Source organism: Mycobacterium sp. PO1 (genome assembly GCF_017312405.1).
Classification (GTDB): Bacteria; Actinomycetota; Actinomycetes; order Mycobacteriales; family Mycobacteriaceae; genus Mycobacterium.
This window is the reverse complement of sequence record NZ_BLTG01000052.1, coordinates 1-18,121: the sequence shown is the minus strand read 5'-3', so window position 1 is coordinate 18,121 and position 18,121 is coordinate 1. Positions and strand designations below refer to the sequence as shown.

Annotated in this window: 15 protein-coding genes and 1 pseudogene; 9 read left to right on the top strand and 7 right to left on the bottom strand. The window is 68.7% G+C overall.

Going from position 1 to position 18,121, the window contains the following annotated elements; translation table 11 throughout:
* Positions 1–24: 24 nt before the first annotated feature.
* The gene (locus J3476_RS18135; RefSeq protein WP_207067789.1) at positions 25–513 is read right to left on the bottom strand and encodes a carbonic anhydrase; all 489 of its coding nucleotides are present in this window, start codon (positions 511–513) and stop codon (positions 25–27) included.
* Positions 514–568: 55 nt separating this feature from the next.
* The gene (locus tag J3476_RS18130; protein WP_207067788.1) at positions 569–1,525 is read right to left on the bottom strand and encodes a sulfite exporter TauE/SafE family protein; all 957 of its coding nucleotides are present in this window, start codon (positions 1,523–1,525) and stop codon (positions 569–571) included.
* Between the two features lie 300 nt (positions 1,526–1,825).
* Here J3476_RS18130 and J3476_RS18125 point away from each other — a divergent pair, with 300 nt between their 5' ends.
* The gene (locus J3476_RS18125) at positions 1,826–3,070 is read left to right on the top strand and encodes an ROK family transcriptional regulator (protein ID WP_207067787.1); all 1,245 of its coding nucleotides are present in this window, start codon (positions 1,826–1,828) and stop codon (positions 3,068–3,070) included.
* Between the two features lie 25 nt (positions 3,071–3,095).
* Here the strand turns inward: J3476_RS18125 and J3476_RS18120 are convergent, their stop codons facing one another.
* The 4 genes from J3476_RS18120 to J3476_RS18105 form a co-directional block, all read right to left on the bottom strand.
* Positions 3,096–3,560 carry a GreA/GreB family elongation factor gene (locus tag J3476_RS18120; protein ID WP_207067786.1) on the bottom strand — a complete coding sequence of 155 codons (465 nt, stop codon included), beginning with the start codon at positions 3,558–3,560 and terminating at the stop codon, positions 3,096–3,098.
* 124 nt (positions 3,561–3,684) lie between these two features.
* Complete coding sequence (locus J3476_RS18115; protein ID WP_207067785.1) at positions 3,685–4,938, bottom strand: FAD-binding oxidoreductase; 1,254 nt, start codon at positions 4,936–4,938, stop codon at positions 3,685–3,687.
* 111 nt (positions 4,939–5,049) lie between these two features.
* Positions 5,050–6,603, bottom strand: coding sequence for a CdaR family transcriptional regulator (locus tag J3476_RS18110; RefSeq protein WP_207067784.1), 1,554 nt, complete (start codon positions 6,601–6,603; stop codon positions 5,050–5,052).
* A gap of 86 nt (positions 6,604–6,689) precedes the next feature.
* Positions 6,690–7,262 carry a TetR/AcrR family transcriptional regulator gene (locus J3476_RS18105; protein ID WP_207067783.1) on the bottom strand — a complete coding sequence of 191 codons (573 nt, stop codon included), beginning with the start codon at positions 7,260–7,262 and terminating at the stop codon, positions 6,690–6,692.
* Positions 7,263–7,473: 211 nt separating this feature from the next.
* Between J3476_RS18105 and J3476_RS18100 the strand changes: the two genes are divergently transcribed.
* Together J3476_RS18100 and J3476_RS28195 are read left to right on the top strand one after the other, a co-directional pair.
* Positions 7,474–10,368 carry an RND family transporter gene (locus J3476_RS18100; protein WP_207067782.1) on the top strand — a complete coding sequence of 965 codons (2,895 nt, stop codon included), beginning with the start codon at positions 7,474–7,476 and terminating at the stop codon, positions 10,366–10,368.
* A 202-nt stretch (positions 10,369–10,570) separates the two neighbouring features.
* On the top strand, positions 10,571–10,744 hold the full coding sequence (locus J3476_RS28195; protein ID WP_373889091.1) for a hypothetical protein: 174 nt from the start codon (positions 10,571–10,573) through the stop codon (positions 10,742–10,744).
* A 170-nt stretch (positions 10,745–10,914) separates the two neighbouring features.
* Here the strand turns inward: J3476_RS28195 and J3476_RS18090 are convergent, their stop codons facing one another.
* On the bottom strand, positions 10,915–11,394 hold the full coding sequence (locus J3476_RS18090; RefSeq protein ID WP_207067781.1) for a gamma-glutamylcyclotransferase: 480 nt from the start codon (positions 11,392–11,394) through the stop codon (positions 10,915–10,917).
* A gap of 77 nt (positions 11,395–11,471) precedes the next feature.
* Here J3476_RS18090 and J3476_RS18085 point away from each other — a divergent pair, with 77 nt between their 5' ends.
* The 6 genes and pseudogenes from J3476_RS18085 to J3476_RS27980 all read left to right on the top strand — a co-directional run.
* Positions 11,472–12,887 (top strand): NAD(P)H-quinone dehydrogenase, encoded by a 1,416-nt coding sequence (locus tag J3476_RS18085; RefSeq protein WP_207067780.1) that lies wholly within the window; start codon positions 11,472–11,474, stop codon positions 12,885–12,887.
* A gap of 79 nt (positions 12,888–12,966) precedes the next feature.
* Positions 12,967–14,700: an alpha/beta hydrolase fold domain-containing protein gene (locus tag J3476_RS18080; protein WP_207067779.1), complete on the top strand. Its 1,734-nt coding sequence runs from the start codon at positions 12,967–12,969 to the stop codon at positions 14,698–14,700.
* 33 nt (positions 14,701–14,733) lie between these two features.
* Positions 14,734–16,452 (top strand): glycerol-3-phosphate dehydrogenase/oxidase, encoded by a 1,719-nt coding sequence (locus J3476_RS18075; protein WP_207067846.1) that lies wholly within the window; start codon positions 14,734–14,736, stop codon positions 16,450–16,452.
* Positions 16,453–16,502: 50 nt separating this feature from the next.
* A complete protein-coding gene (locus J3476_RS18070) occupies positions 16,503–17,303 on the top strand; it encodes a pseudouridine synthase (protein WP_207067845.1) in 801 nt (266 codons plus the stop codon).
* A gap of 413 nt (positions 17,304–17,716) precedes the next feature.
* Positions 17,717–17,980, top strand: coding sequence for an RNA-binding protein (locus J3476_RS18065; RefSeq protein WP_307726974.1), 264 nt, complete (start codon positions 17,717–17,719; stop codon positions 17,978–17,980).
* A pseudogene (locus J3476_RS27980) lies at positions 17,980–18,121 on the top strand (oxidoreductase); the annotation flags it as partial. The gene J3476_RS18065 and the pseudogene J3476_RS27980, both read left to right, overlap by 1 nt.

Here is an 18,121-nt window from a genome sequence, read left to right as displayed (position 1 = left end):
GCAATTCCGGCATCCAGCGCGCGGTCACACCACCTCCCCGAGCAGTCCGGTGGCCACGTCGAAGACGAATCCGCGCAGCGAATGGTGCAGCGTCACGAACGGGCTGGCCTCGATCCGGCGCAGCGACTGCCGCACGTCCTGCTCGAGATCACCGAACGACTCCGCCGACCACGCAGGCTTGATGCCGATCTCATCCTGGATCGCGCGCTTGAAGTCGTCGTCGGTGAACGTCAGCATGCCGCAGTCGGTGTGATGGATGAGGATGATCTCGCGGGTACCCAGCAGCCGCTGGCTGATCGCCAGCGAGCGGATCTCGTCATCGGTGACGACCCCGCCGGCGTTGCGGATGACATGAGCCTCACCGTCTTTCAGCCCAAGGATGCGGTAGACGTCCATCCGCGCATCCATGCAGGCCACCACTGCCACGTGCCGGCTCGGCGGCAGCGGCAACGGGCCCTCGAAGCCCTCGGCGTAGGCACGGTTGTTCTCCAGGTACTCGTCGGTCACGGACATGGGCGTCTCCTCGAGATGTCGGCCAGGACGTGGGGCTCGACGATGATAGGGCGGGCTACGAGTCCGTCGCGCCCGAATCGCGCGGCGGGGCGTCGGAGGACGGGCGGGCCGTCACCGGCGCTGCCGCGATCAGCCGTCGTTCGTCGTCGCGGTGGCGGCGATGCTGCGAAAACGAGTACGCCACCGCAGCGGCCCAGATCACCGAGATCGCGACGTAGAACACGGCGCGGATGCCGTCGGGTGCGTCGATCCAGTCGCTGCGCAGCAGCGTGCGGGTGTTGGTCAGCACGATCAACCCGCCCACCGCGGCGCCCAGCACACGAGGCGGAATGTGGCGCACCAGCCACGCCGCGACGGGTGCGGCGATCACCCCGCCGATGAGCAGCGCCGCGACCCACGCGTAGTTCACCCCCGCCGAACCGATGCCGAGGATGAACCCGATACTCGCGGCCACCGCGACGAGGAACTCGCTGGTGTCGATCGAGCCGATCGTCTTGCGCGGTTCCAGGCGTCCGCTGGCCAGGATGGCGGGAGTGCCGACCGGGCCCCACCCACCGCCACCGGTGGCGTCGACGAAACCGGCGACCAGGCCGAGTGGCCCGAGAAAGCGCTTGCGCAGGGGAGTTCCGAGACGGCTCGTGGGTAAGCCCTGCGCGGTGAACCGGGCCAGTACGTACACCCCGAGAGACAGGAGCACGATGGCCATCAGCGGCGCGGCGACCTCGGTCGACAGGTTCGACAGGAATGTCGCGCCGAGGAACGCGCCGACGGCCCCCGGGACACCGATCTTGGCCACCACCGCCCAGTCGACGTTGCCGAACTTCCAGTGCGCGGCACCGGACATCAGCGTGGTGCCGATCTCCGCCAGATGCACCGTCGCCGACGCTGCCGCCGGGTTGGTGCCGATGGCCAGCAGCAAGGTCGTCGACGTGACGCCGTAGGCCATGCCGAGGCTGCCGTCGACGAGTTGGGCGCCCAGGCCCACGAGCGCGAGGAGAAGCAGTTGCCTCATCAGAATCCTGTTCTTGTGCCGACGGTTTCCGCTGCGGTGTCCGTCTCGGTGGGCACAGGGTCCACGTCCGGACGGCAGAAGTCAGCATTTGAAATCGCGGTGAGCGAATTGTCCACGTGCGCACGATGACCCCGAACCTGCTAGATTCCTCGTCATGTTCGTCCCCGGATCACCGTCGGCCGCCCTCGGCCGCGAGTGTTGTCGTCGCGCATCGCGCCGCGACTGACCCGACCGGACGTTTCGGTATCCCCCTGAGTCGGCGCGGCATCGGCCACCGCCCCCCGACTCCTGAGGATCCTCATGCTTTCCACCACCACCGTCATCACCGCCCCCGCCGCACCGCTGGTGGTGGCGCCGAGGCTGGGCGTCGCCGACACCGCCGCAGCCTCGGTGCTGGCGGTGGTCCGTCGCCGCGGTCCCGTCACCCGGGACGTGATCGTGAAGGTGACGTCGCTGAGCGTCGCGACGGTCAACCGGCAGGTCGGCAGCCTCATCGACGCCGGATTGCTGCAGGAGCGCCCCGACCTCGCGGCGAGCGGCGCCGTCGGGCGGCCCCGGATCCCGGTCGAGCTCAACCACCGGCCGTTCCTGACGCTGGGCCTGCACATCGGTGCCCGGAGCACCAGCATCGTGGCGACCGACATCCGGGGCCACACCCTCGACGCCATCGAAACGCCAACGCCGCAAAGCGATCCCGCGACAGCGCTGCCCGCCCTGGCGGACGCGGCGCAGCGCTACCTGCAGCGTTGGCGCAAGCGCCAGGTGCTCTGGATCGGTGTCGCCGTCGGCGGAACGGTGGACAGTGCCTCGGGTTCGGTCACCCATCCGCGGCTGGGCTGGCGAGCGGCTCCGGTCGGCACCGTCATCGCCGAGCGTCTGGGTGTGCGGGTGTCGGTGGCCTCGCACGTCGACGCGATGGCCGCCGCCGAGCTCGTCCTCGGGCTGCCGAGACGAGACGAGCCGGCCGCGACGACATTGTACGTGTACGCCCGGGAGACAGTGGGTTTCGCGCTGACGATCGGGGGCAAGGTGCACACCCCGGCGCGCGGGCCGGGCAGCATCGCCGGGCTACCGGTGCAGCGCGACCTCAACGGTCAGCCTGCGACACTGGAAGACGCCGTCAGCGACGACGCCGTGCTGCGCGCGGCCCGCGCGGCGGGGCTCGTGCCGGGCGCGACCACCGTGGCAGCGCTGACGCGGGCGGCGCGCGCCGGGGACACGGGCGCGGCGGCGTTGCTGACCGACCGGGCCCGCATCCTGGGGGAGTCCGTCGCGCTGCTGGCCGATCTGCTCAACCCTGACAGCGTCGTCGTCGGCGGGCAGGCCTTCACGTGCTATCCCGAGGGCATCACCGAGGTGCAGGACACCTTTACGCGCCGGTCGAGCGTCTCGGGCGGCCGGGTCCGCGCCACCGTGTTCGGCGACAGGGTTCAGGAAGCCGGCGCGGGCGTGGTGTCCCTCAGTGCGCTCTACGCCGATCCGGTCTCGGCGATGCGGCGGGCTCGGGCCATGGCGGCGGGCGGACGGGGACGCTTCGACAACTGATGACGCTGGTGCGCAGCATGATTCGTCAGGGGTGACGATGGAGCCCGTAGGGCACCGCGGCGAGCAGTGTCACCGAGATCGACGACCCGCCGGGCGTGCGGTAGACGCGTTGCTCGCCGGGCCGGGCGCCTGCGATCGCCGCGCCGAGCGGCGAACGCAGCGAATAGACCTCCATGCCGTTGTGCTCGGTTCCCCGCACGCCGAGCAGGAACGTTTCGGTGTCGCCCGCCTCGTCGTAGCGCACCGTCAGGACCATGCCGGGCTCGGCGACCCCGTCGTCGGGTGGGTCTTCGCCGACGACCGCATACACGAGCAGGTCGTGGATCTGCTGTATCCGTACCTGCCGCACACGCTGGATCGCGGCGAGGTTCTCGTCGCCGCCCGCGCTGCCGTCGACATCGCGCGCGAGCATGGCGCGCAGTTCGGTCAGCTCGTCGTGCAGACGTTGGTGTGCCGACTCGGAGATCCATACTCGGGTTGGGGTGCTCATAGCCGTTCTCCTGCTGGTTCGTGGATGTGCCTGGGCGCGGGTGGGGGTCGTCGTCAGGGGCGGGATGCTCGCCGCCCCTGACGACACGCTGGGCCTGGACGGGGCCCGTGGAACGGTGTTCGCGCTATCGCCGGGGATCGAAGGGGCGCAGCGCGGCGGGTTGCTTACCGGTCGTGATCTGTTCTGCCAGAAGCCGGCCCGTGACGGGTCCGTGCGCCAGTCCCCACATGCCATGGCCGCCGGCCACATAGATGCCGCGCGACACCTCGCCGATCAGGGCCCGGCCGTCGGGCGTCACCGGGCGTGGCCCGACCCAGATGTCGCTGCGTTCCTCCCACCGCACACCGTCGAGCAGCGGTCCGGCGGAGTCGAGGATCGCACCGATTCGCCGGGGCGCCAGAGGTTCGTCGGGTCCCCGGAACTCCATGGTGCCGGCGACCCGCATCGCGCCCTGGTAGGGGGTGCAGGCGACGCGGATGTCGGGCAGGTAGATCGGGCAGGGCATGGCCCGCTCCACGGGGACGGTGAACGAGTAGCCACGTCCCGCGCGCACCGGGACGCGGACCTGGGGGCTGATCAATTCGGGTAACCAGGCGCCGGTGGCGACGACGACGACGTCGGCGGTCATGGGCTCGGCCGCCAGCGGACGCACCTCGACGCCTGTGCGTGACGTGCCCACCCGGCCGATGTCGAGTCGCCGGATTTCGGCGCCGCGGTCCTGCACCGAACACGCCAGGGCGTCGACGAAACGGCCCGGGTCGACGAAACGTTGACCGCTGATGCTGATTCCGGCGGTGATGGCCGGCGACACCAGCGGCGCCTGTGTCCGAAGGTCCTCCCCGGACAGTGTCGTCGCCGTCACCGGTTGACCCTCGTTCTGCATCAGGCGCAGTTCGTGCATCAAGTGTTGTGCTTGGTGCCGGCTTCGGAACACCGCGGTGATCGGCGCATCGGTGGTGGGTGCGTCGACCCCGTTGGCGGTGAGGACGTCATAGGCTTCGAGGCACTCCTCGTTGAGCGGAACGTTGGCCTTCACCGCCCGGCGCCAGGACGACCACCGGCAGTTGGCCGCGAATCTCACCAGGAACGCTGCCAGTGCGGGATCGGCGCGCAGGGGAATGTGCAGGGCCGATTTCGGGTCGCGGAGAGCGGTGAACGCGTACCGCAGCACCGACGGCTGGTTGAGCGGGATCGTCAGCGCGGGGGACACCCATCCGGCGTTGCCCCAGGAGGCTCCCGCCGCGACCCCGGAACGGTCGACGACAGTGACGTCGACTCCGCGTTCCTGCAGGAACCACGCCGTGGACAGTCCGACGATCCCCGCTCCGATGACGATCGCGGAGCGCGGTCCACCGTCGAATCGTTCGCCGCCGACCATCGCGCACCTCCCCACTGACTTGTCGTTGACACCCAGCATGGGTGCCTGGCGTCGGCGGGGCTTGCGTGTTCCCGACAATCGTGAGGGGCTCGATTGTCGGGCTCCGACAGCTCAATGCTCGTTGGTCGCCGACAGCTCCTGCTCGTTGGTCGCCGCCAGCTCGATCATCGTGGCCAGACGCCACTGGGGGTCTGTCAGATCGAGCGCGGCGACCTCGGCCATCTTCCGCAGCCGGTAGCGCACGGTGTTCTCGTGGACACCGAGCAGCGCACCCGCGTCGGCGAGGTCGCCCATCGCCGCCAGCCACGCCTGCAGGGTGGCCACGTAGCGCGTGTTGGTCTCGGCGTCGTGGCGACGTAGCTCGGCCACCGGTCCGCGGTTGGGGGTGCGGCCCGACCTGGCGGCGATGCGCAGCCGCTGCAGCAGGATGTCCTGCCAGGATTCGTCGTACGCAGGTGCGGGACCGCGCGAGGCCCGGAGTTCGTGCAGTGCCAGGCACTCGTCGGCTTCCGGCCGGGCTGCGCTCAGCTCGGTGGACGAGGCGACGCCGCTGATTCCCGCCGACACCACTGCGCCGTCGATCAGCGCGGCTCGTAACCCGTTGACCCACCGGCGTGCAGCGTCGGCATCCTCGGCGGGCAACACGGTGTAGACAGCGTTGCCGGACAGTGCGCTGCGGCCTGGCCGTGACCAACCGAAGCCGGAGGTCGCACGGTCGAACAGCATCAACAAGGCGGCATCGCGATCGGCATCCAGCTGCGCGTGCACGGCGATCACCCGCAACCCTTCGGCCGGCAATCCGAGCCGGCTGGCCGCCGTGGCGGCGTCGGCGGAGCCTTCGAGCAAGCGGAGGACCAGGTCGGATTCGACCTGGCGTTCCAAGTCGGCGCTGGCGCGGGAGCGCAGGAGGTGAAGTGCGACGGTCTTGGCGCCGTCGGCCAGCGCAGCGCGCCGGGGCTCGTCCAGCGGCGTCGGCGTCGCCACCCACACCGATCCGAGCAGCCGACGTCCGGCCCGGGCAGCAACGACCATCCGCCCGGACAGGCCGTGGTCGGGCGCGGCGGACACGTACAGGGGTTCGTCGGAGTCGGCCAGATGCGCGAAGACGCCGCGTTGTTCGAGCAGCGCGCGCACCTGCTTCGGGGCTTGCCGACCCATGATGGTTTCGACGCGGGCCTGGTCGGCGTGGGTGTGCTGGCGCGAATACGCCAGCACCCGCGACAGCCGGTCTTCGATGGTGACCGCTGCCCCGACCGCGTCGGCGAGGCTGTCGGCCAGCGCGAACAGATCGGTCGGGCCGCGGCCGGAATCGGTCTCTCGCCCTTCGAGGACCAATCCGTAGACGACTGCCGCCAGCTCGCTCCAGGCCACCGCGGGGTCGACGGTCAACACCGCCACCGCGACGTCGGGGCCGACGACCGTGGCGTCCTGATCCGGTTGTCGCACCAGCACCGCCGAGGCCTGCGCCAGTGCTGCCCAGCGCACGGCCTGCTCGACCGACTCCGCGCCGACGGCCAGGAGCACATCGCCGGTGACCACGACGCGTTCCGCCGTCGATTCGTGCAGCGCGACGCTGCTCAGTGGGGTGTCGCGGGGGAGGGAACAGGACCTCAGTCGCACTCCGCTGCCGCCCAGCACGTTCACCAGACGATCCAGCGTCACCATCGGCCACTCCTCACTCTGCGAAGGCCATCAGCCTAGGAACCGCGGCGGGCGATCCCTCGCGAAGTGCTGAACGGGCTCGTCGGGCGCTACTGCGCCGGCACGCACACCTCGAGGAACCGCTTGGTGAAGTCGAGCAGGATCTTCTGCAGTTCGGCGTCCTCGAGGTCGGCGATCATCGGGTCGTTGACACAACCGTGAACCCCGGCGCTGAGCATCGAGATCGCCACCCGCGACGCGGTGTCGGGGGCGGGGCCGAGCAACACGTCGGCGAGCCGTTCCCCGATGCGGCGGTACTCGTCGTTGGTCTCCAGCAGGTGGTGCACGGTGGGATCGCCGTAGAACACGCTGGAGACCCGGCGGTGCCGGATGATCAGCTCGACCATGCCGCTCATCGACACGCTGCGCCGGGCCTCGGCGGTGGGCAGCGTCTCGGTGATCCGCAGCAGGTGCTCGATGTCGTCGTACACCGGTTTGACGACGGCGAGTGCGATGTCGTCCTTGGAGTGGAACTGGTAGTAGACCGCGGCCTTGGTCACCCCGAGCCGGTCGGCGATCATCTGCAGCGACGTGCCGCTGACGCCGTGGGCGGCGAACAGGTCCAGGGCGGCGTCGAGCACCCGCTCGCGCGCGAAGCCGCGCGTCGCCACCGGTTTGGCCACCGTGCCTCCTCGATCGACGTCGGGACGCCGAACTGTATCTCCGCTCACATCGCGGAAGGACCCCGGCTCAGGTCACTAGTTAACCTAACGGCTTGTTTGAAGTTAGCCGCTTGGATAGGGTAAACCTGCTGATCGGGCATCGCGCACTGATTGCCCGGCGGGGCAGCGCATCTCGAGGCGCCCGTCACGATCACCTCGGTTCGGAAGGAGTTTGGTGGCTCCGAGCACTGCGCTGACCGAAGCCCCTTCCGGTCACGAGCGGCCCCACTTCTACCGCATCGCACGCGCCATCCGGCTCGCCTCGCTGCCGATCATCCTGATCTGGATCGCCGTCGCGGCATTCCTGAACATCTCGGTGCCGCAGCTCGAAGAGGTCGGCAAGCAGCGCTCGGTGTCGATGAGTCCCGACGAGGCGCCCGCCGTCATCTCGATGCAGCGCATCGGCGAGGTGTTCGAGGAATACGAGTCCAACAGCTCGGTGATGATCGTGCTGGAGGGCGACCAGCCTCTCGGTGACGACACCCGGGCGTACTACGCCGACCTGATCGACCGGCTCGAGGCCGACACCCGGCACGTCGAGCACATCCAGGACCTGTGGAGTGACCCGCTCACCGCGTCGGGCGCTCAGAGCGCCGACGGGCGGGCCACCTATTTCCAGGTCTATCTCGCCGGTAACCAGGGTGAGGCGCTGGCCAACGAGTCGGTGGCCGCCGTCCAGGACATCGTCGCCGAAAGCCAGCCACCCGACGGCGTCGCCGCCTACGTCACCGGTGCGTCCGCGTTGGCCGCCGAACAGGAGAACGCGGGCCACGAGAGCATGCGCACGGTCGAGGCGCTGACGTTCCTCGTCATCACGATCATGCTGGTGCTGTTCTTCCGTTCGATCGTCACCACGCTGCTGATCCTGGTCATGGTCGGGCTGAGCCTGCTGACCGTCCGAGGCGCGGTGGCCTTCCTGGGTTTCCACGAGATCATCGGGCTGTCCACGTTCGCGACGAGCCTGCTGGTCACCCTCGCGATCGCGATCGCGGTGGACTACGCGATCTTCCTCATCGGCCGATACCAGGAGGCCCGGGGCCGAGGTGCGAGCCCCGAGGATGCGTATTACACGATGTTCGGCGGCACGGCGCACGTCATCGTCGGCTCCGGCCTGACCATCGCCGGCGCGACGTTCTGCCTGAGCTTCACCCGGTTGCCGTACTTCCAGACGCTGGGCGTGCCGCTGGCGCTGGGCATGCTGGTGCTGATCTGCGTGGCGATGACGTTCGGCCCGTCGGTGGTCACGGTGGCCAGCCGCTTCGGCCTGCTCGACCCCAAGCGCGACATGCGGGTGCGCGGGTGGCGCAAGGTCGGCGCGGCCACCGTGCGCTGGCCCGGTGCCATCCTGGTGGCCAGCATCGCGGTGTCGCTGATCGGGCTGCTGGCCCTGCCCGGCTACCAAACCAGCTACAACGACCGCAACTATCTGCCGGCCGACATCGAGTCCAACGTCGGGTATGCCGCGGCCGAGCGGCACTTCTCGCCGGCGCGCCTCAACCCCGAGGTGTTGATGGTCGAGTCGGACCAGGATCTGCGTAACCCGGCCGACTTCATCGTCATCGACAAGATCGCCAAGGCGATCTTCGGGGTGGAGGGCATCGGCCGGGTGCAGACCATCACCCGGCCTGACGGAACCCCGATCGACGGCACCACGATTCCGTACATCATGAGCCGGCAGGGCAACACGCAGAAGCTCAACGAGAAGTACATGCTCGACCGGATGGACGACATGTCCGTTCAGGCGGCGGCGCTGCAGAACACCATCGACACGATGGGACGGATGCAGGCGCTGATGACGCAGATGTCCGATGTGACCCAGAACATGGTGGCCAAGACCAAGACCATGGCTGACGACATCACCCAGTTGCGCGACCACATCGCCGATCTGGACGACTTCCTGCGGCCGATCCGCAACTACTTCTACTGGGAACCGCACTGCTACGACATCCCGGTGTGCTGGTCGATCCGGTCGGTGTTCGACCTGATCGACGGCACCAACCTGTTGACCGACAACGTTCAGGAGCTGGTGCCCGAGATCGAGAAGCTCGCGTCGCTGATGCCGCAGCTGATCGAGCTGATGCCCTCGCAGATCGAGTCGATGGAATCGCAGCGCGACATGATGCTGACGATGCAGCAGACCCAGGGCGGACAGCAGGAGCAGCAGGCCGCGATGGGCGACGACGCGACGTCGATGGGCGACGCGTTCAACGACGCGATGAACGACGACACGTTCTATCTGCCGCCGGAGGCGTTCGACAACGCCGACTTCCAGCGCGGCATCGAGCAGTTCATCTCGCCCAACGGGCACGCGGTGCGCTTCATCATCGCCCACGAGGGTGATCCGTTGTCGCCGGACGGCATCGACAAGATCGACGCGATCGAGACGGCGGCCAAGGAGGCGATCAAAGGCACCCCGCTGGAGGGTTCGAGGATCTATCTCGGTGGCACCGCGGCCACCTTCAAGGACATGGCCGACGGCACCCGCTACGACCTTCTGATCGCCGGAATCGCCGCCATCGGACTGATTTTCGTGATCATGCTGCTGCTCACCCGCGCCGTCGTGGCGGCCGCGGTGATCGTCGGGACGGTGGTGCTGTCCCTGGGTGCGTCCTTCGGGCTGTCGGTGCTCGTGTGGCAGCACCTGGTGGGCATCGAGTTGCACTGGATGGTGTTGCCGATGGCCGTCATCATCCTGCTGGCGGTCGGTGCGGACTACAACCTGCTGGTGGTGTCGCGGCTCAAAGAAGAGGTGCATGCCGGGTTGCACACCGGGCTGATCCGCACGATGGGTGGTAGCGGGTCGGTGGTCACCGCCGCGGGCATGGTGTTCGCGCTGACGATGATGACGATGGCGGTCAGCGACCTGACGATCATCGGTCAGGTGGGCACCACGATCGGCATGGGGTTGATCTTCGACACGCTGGTCATCCGGTCGTTCATGACGCCGTCGATCGCGGCGCTGCTGGGCCGCTGGTTCTGGTGGCCGCAGCAGGTGCGCACTCGCCCCCGCCCGGTTCCGTGGCCCAAGGTCTCTCCGTCGTCGGGTCTGCACACCGACACGCCGTGATCTCTGGCATTCAGCGTGCGCTCGCGCCCCGCGTGCCATCCCCCATTGCCACCAGATCTCCGGCGCTGACGCGCTGAGCATCGCAACCGGCGCGGGTGGCGTTCGAGCATGGCCTCGTGGACGAACTCGCCGGCTCAGGACGGCGTGGCCACCAGCGGACAGATCCTGGGCCACCTCAACCGGGCGGGGATTCGAGCGCGCCGTGAATACCGTTGTGCTGGAACGGCTATGGCAGGGGATCTACTGCCTCGGCGAACCCTCCGACGAGCTGCGCTTGCGTGGCCTGGAGCTGTCGGCGGGCGCCCGGTTGGCGGTGTGCCTGGGCACCGCCGCAGCGATTATGGATTCGAGACCGAACCGCCGGATCGTCGTGTGATCAGGAACCTCAGCGAGGTGGCGACACCGCCGACCGGGGCTGCCGCCCACCACAATGTCGTTCTGAGAGCAGTGTTGCGCGCATATATCCGCAGCGCACCGCTCAGAACGACATTGCGTCTACCAGGAACCCGCGCGCCCGCCGAAGTCGAACTCGCGCGCTCGCCGGACTCAAGACCCGGGGCCGGGGCCGATGTTGCTGGCCGGGCGGGTCCGCAGGTCATGCACGTACTCGGCTGGCGCCCCGGCGATTTCGGCGGCCTCGGCGATCACCCCCAGATAGCGCGCCGACGGGATGCCACCCTCCCAGGCGTCCACCACATACAGCCACGCCAGCACAGGGTCGGTGTCGGTGTCCGACGAGATCCGCTCGACGCGGCACCGGATCTTCTTGTGGAAGCCGAGCTCGGAGCCTTCCCAGCGGTCGAGGTTGTCCTCGTCCTCTTTGGTCATGTCGTAGAGCACGACGAACACCTTCGATGCCGGATCCTCGACGAGAGTGGCCAGCGCACCTTCCCAGGCGATGTCCTCGCCGCCGAAGGTCAGCCGCCAACCGTGCAGCCAGCCGGTGCCGGCCACCGGGGAGTGCGGGGCCCGTTGCAGCATCTGCTCGGGATGCATGTTCGATCCGTAAGCGGCGTAGAGCGGCACCCGAGAAGCTTAAACGCATTGTGAACCCCTGCTGTATCCGAACGCCCGCCTCGGGGTCGGTGCAATAGGTTGGTGGCGTGGTAACGCGCATCGTGATCATCGGAGGAGGACCGGCGGGATATGAGGCGGCGCTGGTCGCAGCCGCCCACGGACGTGACGTCGTCCAGGTGACGGTCGTCGACTCGGACGGCCTGGGCGGGGCGTGCGTGCTGTACGACTGCGTCCCGTCGAAGACGCTGATCGCCTCGACCGGGGTGCGCACCGAGCTGCGCCGCGCGTCGGGTCTGGGCTACGACATCGGTATCGACGCCGCGCCGATCTCGCTGCCCGACATCAACAACCGGGTGAAGACGCTGGCCGCGTCGCAGTCCGCCGACATCGGCCGGCAGCTGCTCAACCACGGTGTGACGATCATCGGCGGTCATGGTGAGCTCGTGGACGACACCTCGGGCATGGCGCATCACCGGGTGAGGGTGACCACCCCGGACGGCAAGGTTGGCGTGCTGAAGGCCGACGTGGTGCTGATCGCCACCGGCGCGAGCCCGCGGATCCTGCCCAACGCCGAGCCCGACGGCGAGCGGATCCTGACCTGGCGGCACGTCTACGACCTGCCTGAACTGCCGGAACATCTCATCATCGTGGGCTCGGGGGTGACGGGCGCGGAGTTCTGCAACGCCTACACCGAGCTCGGGGTGACGGTGACGGTCGTGGCCAGCCGTGACCAGATCCTGCCGCACGAGGACTCCGACGCGGCCGCGGTGCTCGAGGAGGTCTTCGCCGAGCGCGGCGTGACGCTGGTCAAGAATGCCCGGGCCGACTCGGTGACCCGCACGGATTCGGGGGTGAAGGTGACGATGGCCGACGGCCGTTCTGTGGAGGGCAGCCACGCGCTGATGACGGTCGGATCGGTGCCCAATACCGCGAACCTGGGCCTGGAGCGGGTCGGCGTCGAACTCAAGCGGGGCGGCTACATCCCCGTGGATCGGGTGTCGCGCACCCCCGCATCGGGGATCTACGCCGCCGGTGACTGCACCGGTCTGCTGCCGTTGGCCTCGGTGGCCGCGATGCAGGGCCGCATCGCGATGTATCACGCGCTGGGGGAGGGGGTGTCCCCGATCCGGCTGCGGACGGTGGCCTCGGCGACGTTCACCCGCCCGGAGATCGGGGCGGTCGGCATCCCGCAGTCGGCGATCGACAGCGGGGAGGTGCCCGCCCGCACGCTGATGCTGCCGCTGAGCACCAACGCCCGGGCCAAGATGAGCCTGCTTCGCCACGGCTTCGTCAAGATCTTCTGCCGACCCGCGACCGGCGTGGTGATCGGGGGCGTCGTGGTGGCGCCGATCGCCTCGGAGCTGATTCTGCCGATCGCGCTGGCCGTGCAGAACCGGATCACGGTGACCGATTTGGCGCAGACGCTGTCGGTGTATCCGTCGCTGTCGGGCTCGATCGTCGAGGCGGCCCGCCGCCTGATGACGCATGACGACCTGGACTGACGCAGCTTTGCGTGTACAGAGATCGACGTCTCTGAGCTGGTAATTTGCGCTTCAGTTAATTCGCTGGAACATTGGTGGCGTGTTCGTTCGCAGTGGTGTGGCCGTTCTCGGGGTGCTGGCCGCCGTCACGATCAGCCCCGGCGTGGCATTTGCTGACGGTGACGGCTCAAGTGGTGCGGACACCGCGAGCCAGTCGACCGGGACGTCTTCCGATATCCAGACCGGGTCGGGGGAGCGGGACGGCGGCGACGCCGACACCACCGGCGCCGACGTCACCACCACCACCGACGTCGCCGGTGCCGCCGGTGATGAGGCGGATGTAGCCGAAGAGGTCACCGACGAGCTGTCTGCGGACGGCACCGTCGACGACGAGGAGACGGATCTCGTCGAGCCGGTCGGGGAGCCCGTGGCCGAGACCGTGGCCGATGCGCCCGCGGAGGAGCCCGTGGCCGACGAATCTGCGTCCGAGGGATCCGTGGCCGACGAATCCGTGGCTGACGGAGGCGGAGACACCGTCACGACCGACCGCCGCGAAGGAACCGGCGCGACCGACCGTGGCGGAGACACCGTCACGCCCGACCCGGCCGACGCGCCCGCCCCGAAGACCGAAGTTGCGGCCGGATCCGCCGCCGAGCCCGCGACGGAGCCGACCGGCGAGGCGGAGCCGGAGCGCACCCTCGGCGGTGACCTCGCATCCCCGACCCAGCCGACCCTCGTCCCGGCTGCGGACGCCACCGCAGAGACGGGCGAGTCGATGTCGACCGCGCTGGCCACGATGACGGCCGCCGCCGCGTCGAGCACGGCCGAAGCGGTGCGGCCGTCGCCGCTGGAGCTGATCGGGTCGTGGCTGTTCTCGGCGCTGGCCGGGCTGGTGCGGCTGTTCGATCCCAAGCCGTCGATCCCGGCGGGCAGCCTGGTCACCAGGCAGACCTCGAAACTGGAGGTCGGGTGCGGCTGCGGTGAAACCCTTGACGCTGACTGGTATTTCCCCAACCAGGCCGAGGAGCCGGCGGGCCTGATCTATCTGCAGCACGGCTTCTTCCGGTCGAAAGCCAACGTGTCGGCGCTGGCGGTGCAGCTGGCCGAGCAGACCAACAGCGTCGTCGTCGTGCCCACGGTGGCGTCCAATCCGTTCGCCCAGGGCGGTTGCTGGGTCAACGGGGACGCGATGCACCGCGCGGTCGCTGACCTGTTCGTCGGTGACATGACGGCTCTGACGGCCAGCGCGACGGCAGCCGCCGGGCATGCGGTCATCCTTCCGACGCAGTTCGTGCTGGCCGGCCAGTCCGCAGGCGGCAACCTGGCGGCCTCGGCGGCGGCCTACACCGTCGACAACGGCGCGATCGACCGGCTGCGGGCCGTGGTGATGTTCGACGGAGTCGACAACGGCGGCCGCATCGCCGCCGGCTCGGCGGCGTTGACCGGCGTGAACGCCCGTCCGGTGTTCCAGATCGCCGCCGACTGCGCGCTGTGCAACGTCTTCGGCGCCGGCACGTCGGCGTTGGTGGACAGCCGCCCCGACGGCTTTGTCGGGGTCCGGCTCGAGGGTGGCAAACACACCGACGCCGAGGGCGCCAGCAGCGGTCTCATCGGCATGCTCACCTGCGGCGTCCCGGACTCGGCGAATGTGGCGGCCGTCCCGGTGATCGCCGCCGGCTGGATCAACGACGTGTTCACCGGCTCGCAGGACGGGCTCTACGGTGCGGGCGGTGAACGTTTCCACATCGGCGCGGCGACGGCCGTGGTCCTGGGAACGGGCTCCGGGGTGGCGCGAGCATCCGCGGCAGTCCACGTAGGCTGGTCTGAGTACTGACCGGTAACAAGGGAGTCCTGCGTGGGCAACGAGATGCCCGATTCCGTCCTTCATCCCGAGGGGCGTGTCCGGGCCTGGGAGCGACTCGGCAGTGAGCAGTTCGACGTCGTCGTGATCGGCGGTGGCGTCGTCGGTGCGGGGGCTGCGTTGGACGCCGCGACGCGGGGCCTGAAGGTGGCGCTGGTCGAAGCGCGCGACTTCGCGTCGGGCACCTCCAGTCGCAGTTCGAAGATGTTCCACGGCGGGTTGCGCTACCTCGAGCAGCTGGAGTTCGGCCTGGTCCGGGAAGCGCTGCACGAACGGGAGCTGTCGCTGACCACGCTGGCGCCGCACCTGGTCAAGCCGTTGCCGTTCTTGTTCCCGCTGACCAAGCGGCTGTGGGAGCGGCCCTACATCGCCGCCGGCATCATGCTCTACGACCAGCTCGGTGGCGCGAAATCCGTTCCCCCGCAGAAGCACCTGACCCGTGCCGGGGCATTGCGGCTGTCGCCGGGGTTGAAGCGTTCGGCGCTGATCGGCGGGATCCGGTACTACGACACCGTCGTCGACGATGCCCGCCACACGATGACGGTCGCGCGCACCGCCGCCCATTACGGGGCCGTGGTGCGGACCTCGACGCAGGTGGTGGCGCTGCTGCGGGAAGGCGACCGGGTCACCGGGGTGCAGGTCCGGGATTCGGAGAACGGAGCGGTCACCGATGTCCGGGGCCATGTCGTGGTCAACGCGACCGGGGTGTGGACCGACGAGATCCAGGCGTTGTCCAAGCAGCGCGGCCGTTTCCGGGTGCGGGCCTCCAAGGGTGTGCACGTCGTGGTGCCCCGCGACCGCATCGTCAGCGAGGTCGCCATCATCCTGCGCACCGAGAAGTCGGTGTTGTTCGTCATCCCGTGGGGGACCCACTGGATCATCGGCACCACCGACACCGACTGGAACCTCGATCTGGCACATCCGGCCGCGACGAAGGCCGACATCGATTACATCCTGGGCCATGTGAACACGGTCCTGGCCACTCCGTTGACCCATGACGACATCGACGGGGTGTATGCCGGGTTGCGGCCGTTGTTGGCCGGGGAGAGCGAGGAGACCTCGAAACTCTCCCGCGAGCACGCGGTCGCGGTGCCCGCGCCGGGCTTGGTCGCTATCGCCGGCGGCAAGTACACCACCTACCGGGTGATGGCCGAGGACGCCATCGATGCGGCCGCCGAGTTCGTGCCCACCCGGGTGGCGCGTTCCATCACCGAGAAGGTGCCGCTGGTCGGCGCCGACGGCTACTTCGCGTTGGTCAACCAAACCCAAAGGGTGGGAGGCTTCTACGGCCTGCACCCGTACCGGGTGCGCCACCTGCTGGATCGCTACGGTTCGCTGATCAGCGAGGTGCTCGCGATGGCCGATGACCGCCCGGAGTTGCTCGAGCCGATCACCGAGGCGCCGGTCTATCTCAAGGTCGAGGCGGCCTACGCGGCGGCGGCCGAAGGTGCCCTGCATCTGGAGGACATCCTGGCGCGCCGGATGCGGATCTCCATCGAATATCCGCATCGCGGCGTGGACTGTGCCCGCGAGGTCGCCGAAGTCGTTGCGCCGGTGCTGAACTGGACGGCAGAGGACGTGGATCGCGAAGTCGAGACCTATCGGGCCCGGGTGGAGGCCGAGGTGCGTTCGCAGGCCCAGCCCGACGACGAGTCGGCCGATGCGCTGCGTGCCGCTGCTCCGGAGGCGCGCGCCGAGATCCTCGAACCGGTGCCGCTGAATTGAGCCGGGCTCCGCTTCCCGTGCGTGACGGTCTCGGTCCCGCGCGGGTGCGGATGCGCGGCGGCAACGTCGCCGAGGAGTTCGAACGCCGGTGGGGTGCTGGTGCGAAAGTCGCTGCTGGAGAGGTGTTTCGCGCTGACGGATCGGTGCTCGACGCGACGTCGGTGCTACCCGCAGGCGCCGTGGTCTACCTCTACCGCGACGTTCCCGACGAGGTCGTCGTCCCGTTCGACATCCCGGTGCTGCATCGCGACAAGAACATCCTGGTGGTGGACAAGCCGCATTTCCTGGCCACGATGCCGCGCGGTCGGCACGTGATGCAGACGGCGCTGGTGCGGTTGCGGCGTGAGCTGGGTTTACCCGATCTGGCGCCCGCACACCGGCTCGACCGACTGACCGCGGGTGTGCTGGTGTTCACGGTGCGCCCCGAGGTTCGTGGCGCCTACCAGGTGTTGTTCGCCCAGGGAAGGGTGTCGAAGACCTACCTCGCGTGTGCCGGCGTCGCCCCGGGGTTGACGTTCCCGCTGACGGTCCGCAGCCGGATCGTCAAGCGCCGCGGGTGTTTGCAGGCGGTCGAGGAGCCTGGGGCGCCGAACGCCGAGACGCTGGTAGAGCACCTGGGCGACGGGCGCTATCGCCTGACGCCGCGCACCGGGCGCACCCATCAGCTACGGGTGCACATGGCGTCGTTGGGTCTGCCCATCATCGGGGATCCGCTCTACCCGGACGTCGTCGAGGTGGCGGCCGACGATTTCGCCACGCCGCTAAGCCTTCTCGCGCACACGTTGGCATTCGACGATCCGCTGACCGGTGTTGGCCGGACGTTCACCAGCACCCGGTCGTTGTGGCTTTAGTGTGCGTCCAGATCGCAAGCACCCCTCGAACAACTGCGATCTGAACGCACCAGGTGCGCGACCCGTTGGCTGCGCACAGTACGAAAATGTACGACATCGTCAAAGAGTTCGCTGGGTGAATCGTTGATCTCGACAAAGACTTTCTGACAAGCGATCTTTTACAGATCGACGAGAATGACAAGTTTGCTCGCTACCTCGCGGATTCCGCTACGGATGAGGGTGCGAGCGTGGGGTCCGGAGTATGCCCAGAACCTGTGGCAACACAGAGCGCAGACGACGCACGGTGCTGATCTGGCAAACCGTCCGGTGTCGTCATCGGCGCCGCGACCCGGCACCGGGACGCGGGTTCGCCCGCGCGCGTCCGAGTCGACTGTCACAATCAACGTGGTGTCGCGGCCCCGGCCGCTGAGAACGTGAAGGAGCTCGACTTGCGCCAGACCTGGCTCGTCGCAGTCGCCGCGGTCTTCGTCGGCGGGGTGCTCAGCCCCGTGGTCATGCCCGCACCGAAGGCGGAGGCGATCTGCGGTTCCATCGGTGGACGATGGGTCGAAGTCTCGGGATGTTCGGACCCGCTCTGGGAGATGAACTACGTGCCGCCCCCACCGCCGGTGTACACACCCAACGTGGCGGTGTGTGCTGATGTGGGCCGCCGCATCAGCGTCAGCGGCTGCATCTAGTGGACCGCTCGTCGTTCGACCGGTTGTTCGACATGGCCGGTCGGACCGTCGTCGTGACCGGCGGTACCCGCGGGATCGGACTGGCGCTGGCTGAGGGATATGTGCTCGCCGGAGCGCAGGTCGTCGTGGACAGCCGCAAGC

Coding starts and splice junctions, on each gene's coding strand:
- J3476_RS18125 (WP_207067787.1), top strand. CDS start 1,826: ATGCTTTCCACCACCACCGTCATCACCGCCCCCGCCGCACCGCTGGTG.
- J3476_RS18070 (WP_207067845.1), top strand. CDS start 16,503: ATGCGCGGCGGCAACGTCGCCGAGGAGTTCGAACGCCGGTGGGGTGCT.
- J3476_RS18120 (WP_207067786.1), bottom strand. CDS start 3,560: ATGAGCACCCCAACCCGAGTATGGATCTCCGAGTCGGCACACCAACGT.
- J3476_RS18075 (WP_207067846.1), top strand. CDS start 14,734: ATGCCCGATTCCGTCCTTCATCCCGAGGGGCGTGTCCGGGCCTGGGAG.
- J3476_RS18130 (WP_207067788.1), bottom strand. CDS start 1,525: ATGAGGCAACTGCTTCTCCTCGCGCTCGTGGGCCTGGGCGCCCAACTC.
- J3476_RS18135 (WP_207067789.1), bottom strand. CDS start 513: ATGTCCGTGACCGACGAGTACCTGGAGAACAACCGTGCCTACGCCGAG.
- J3476_RS18115 (WP_207067785.1), bottom strand. CDS start 4,938: ATGGTCGGCGGCGAACGATTCGACGGTGGACCGCGCTCCGCGATCGTC.
- J3476_RS18110 (WP_207067784.1), bottom strand. CDS start 6,603: ATGGTGACGCTGGATCGTCTGGTGAACGTGCTGGGCGGCAGCGGAGTG.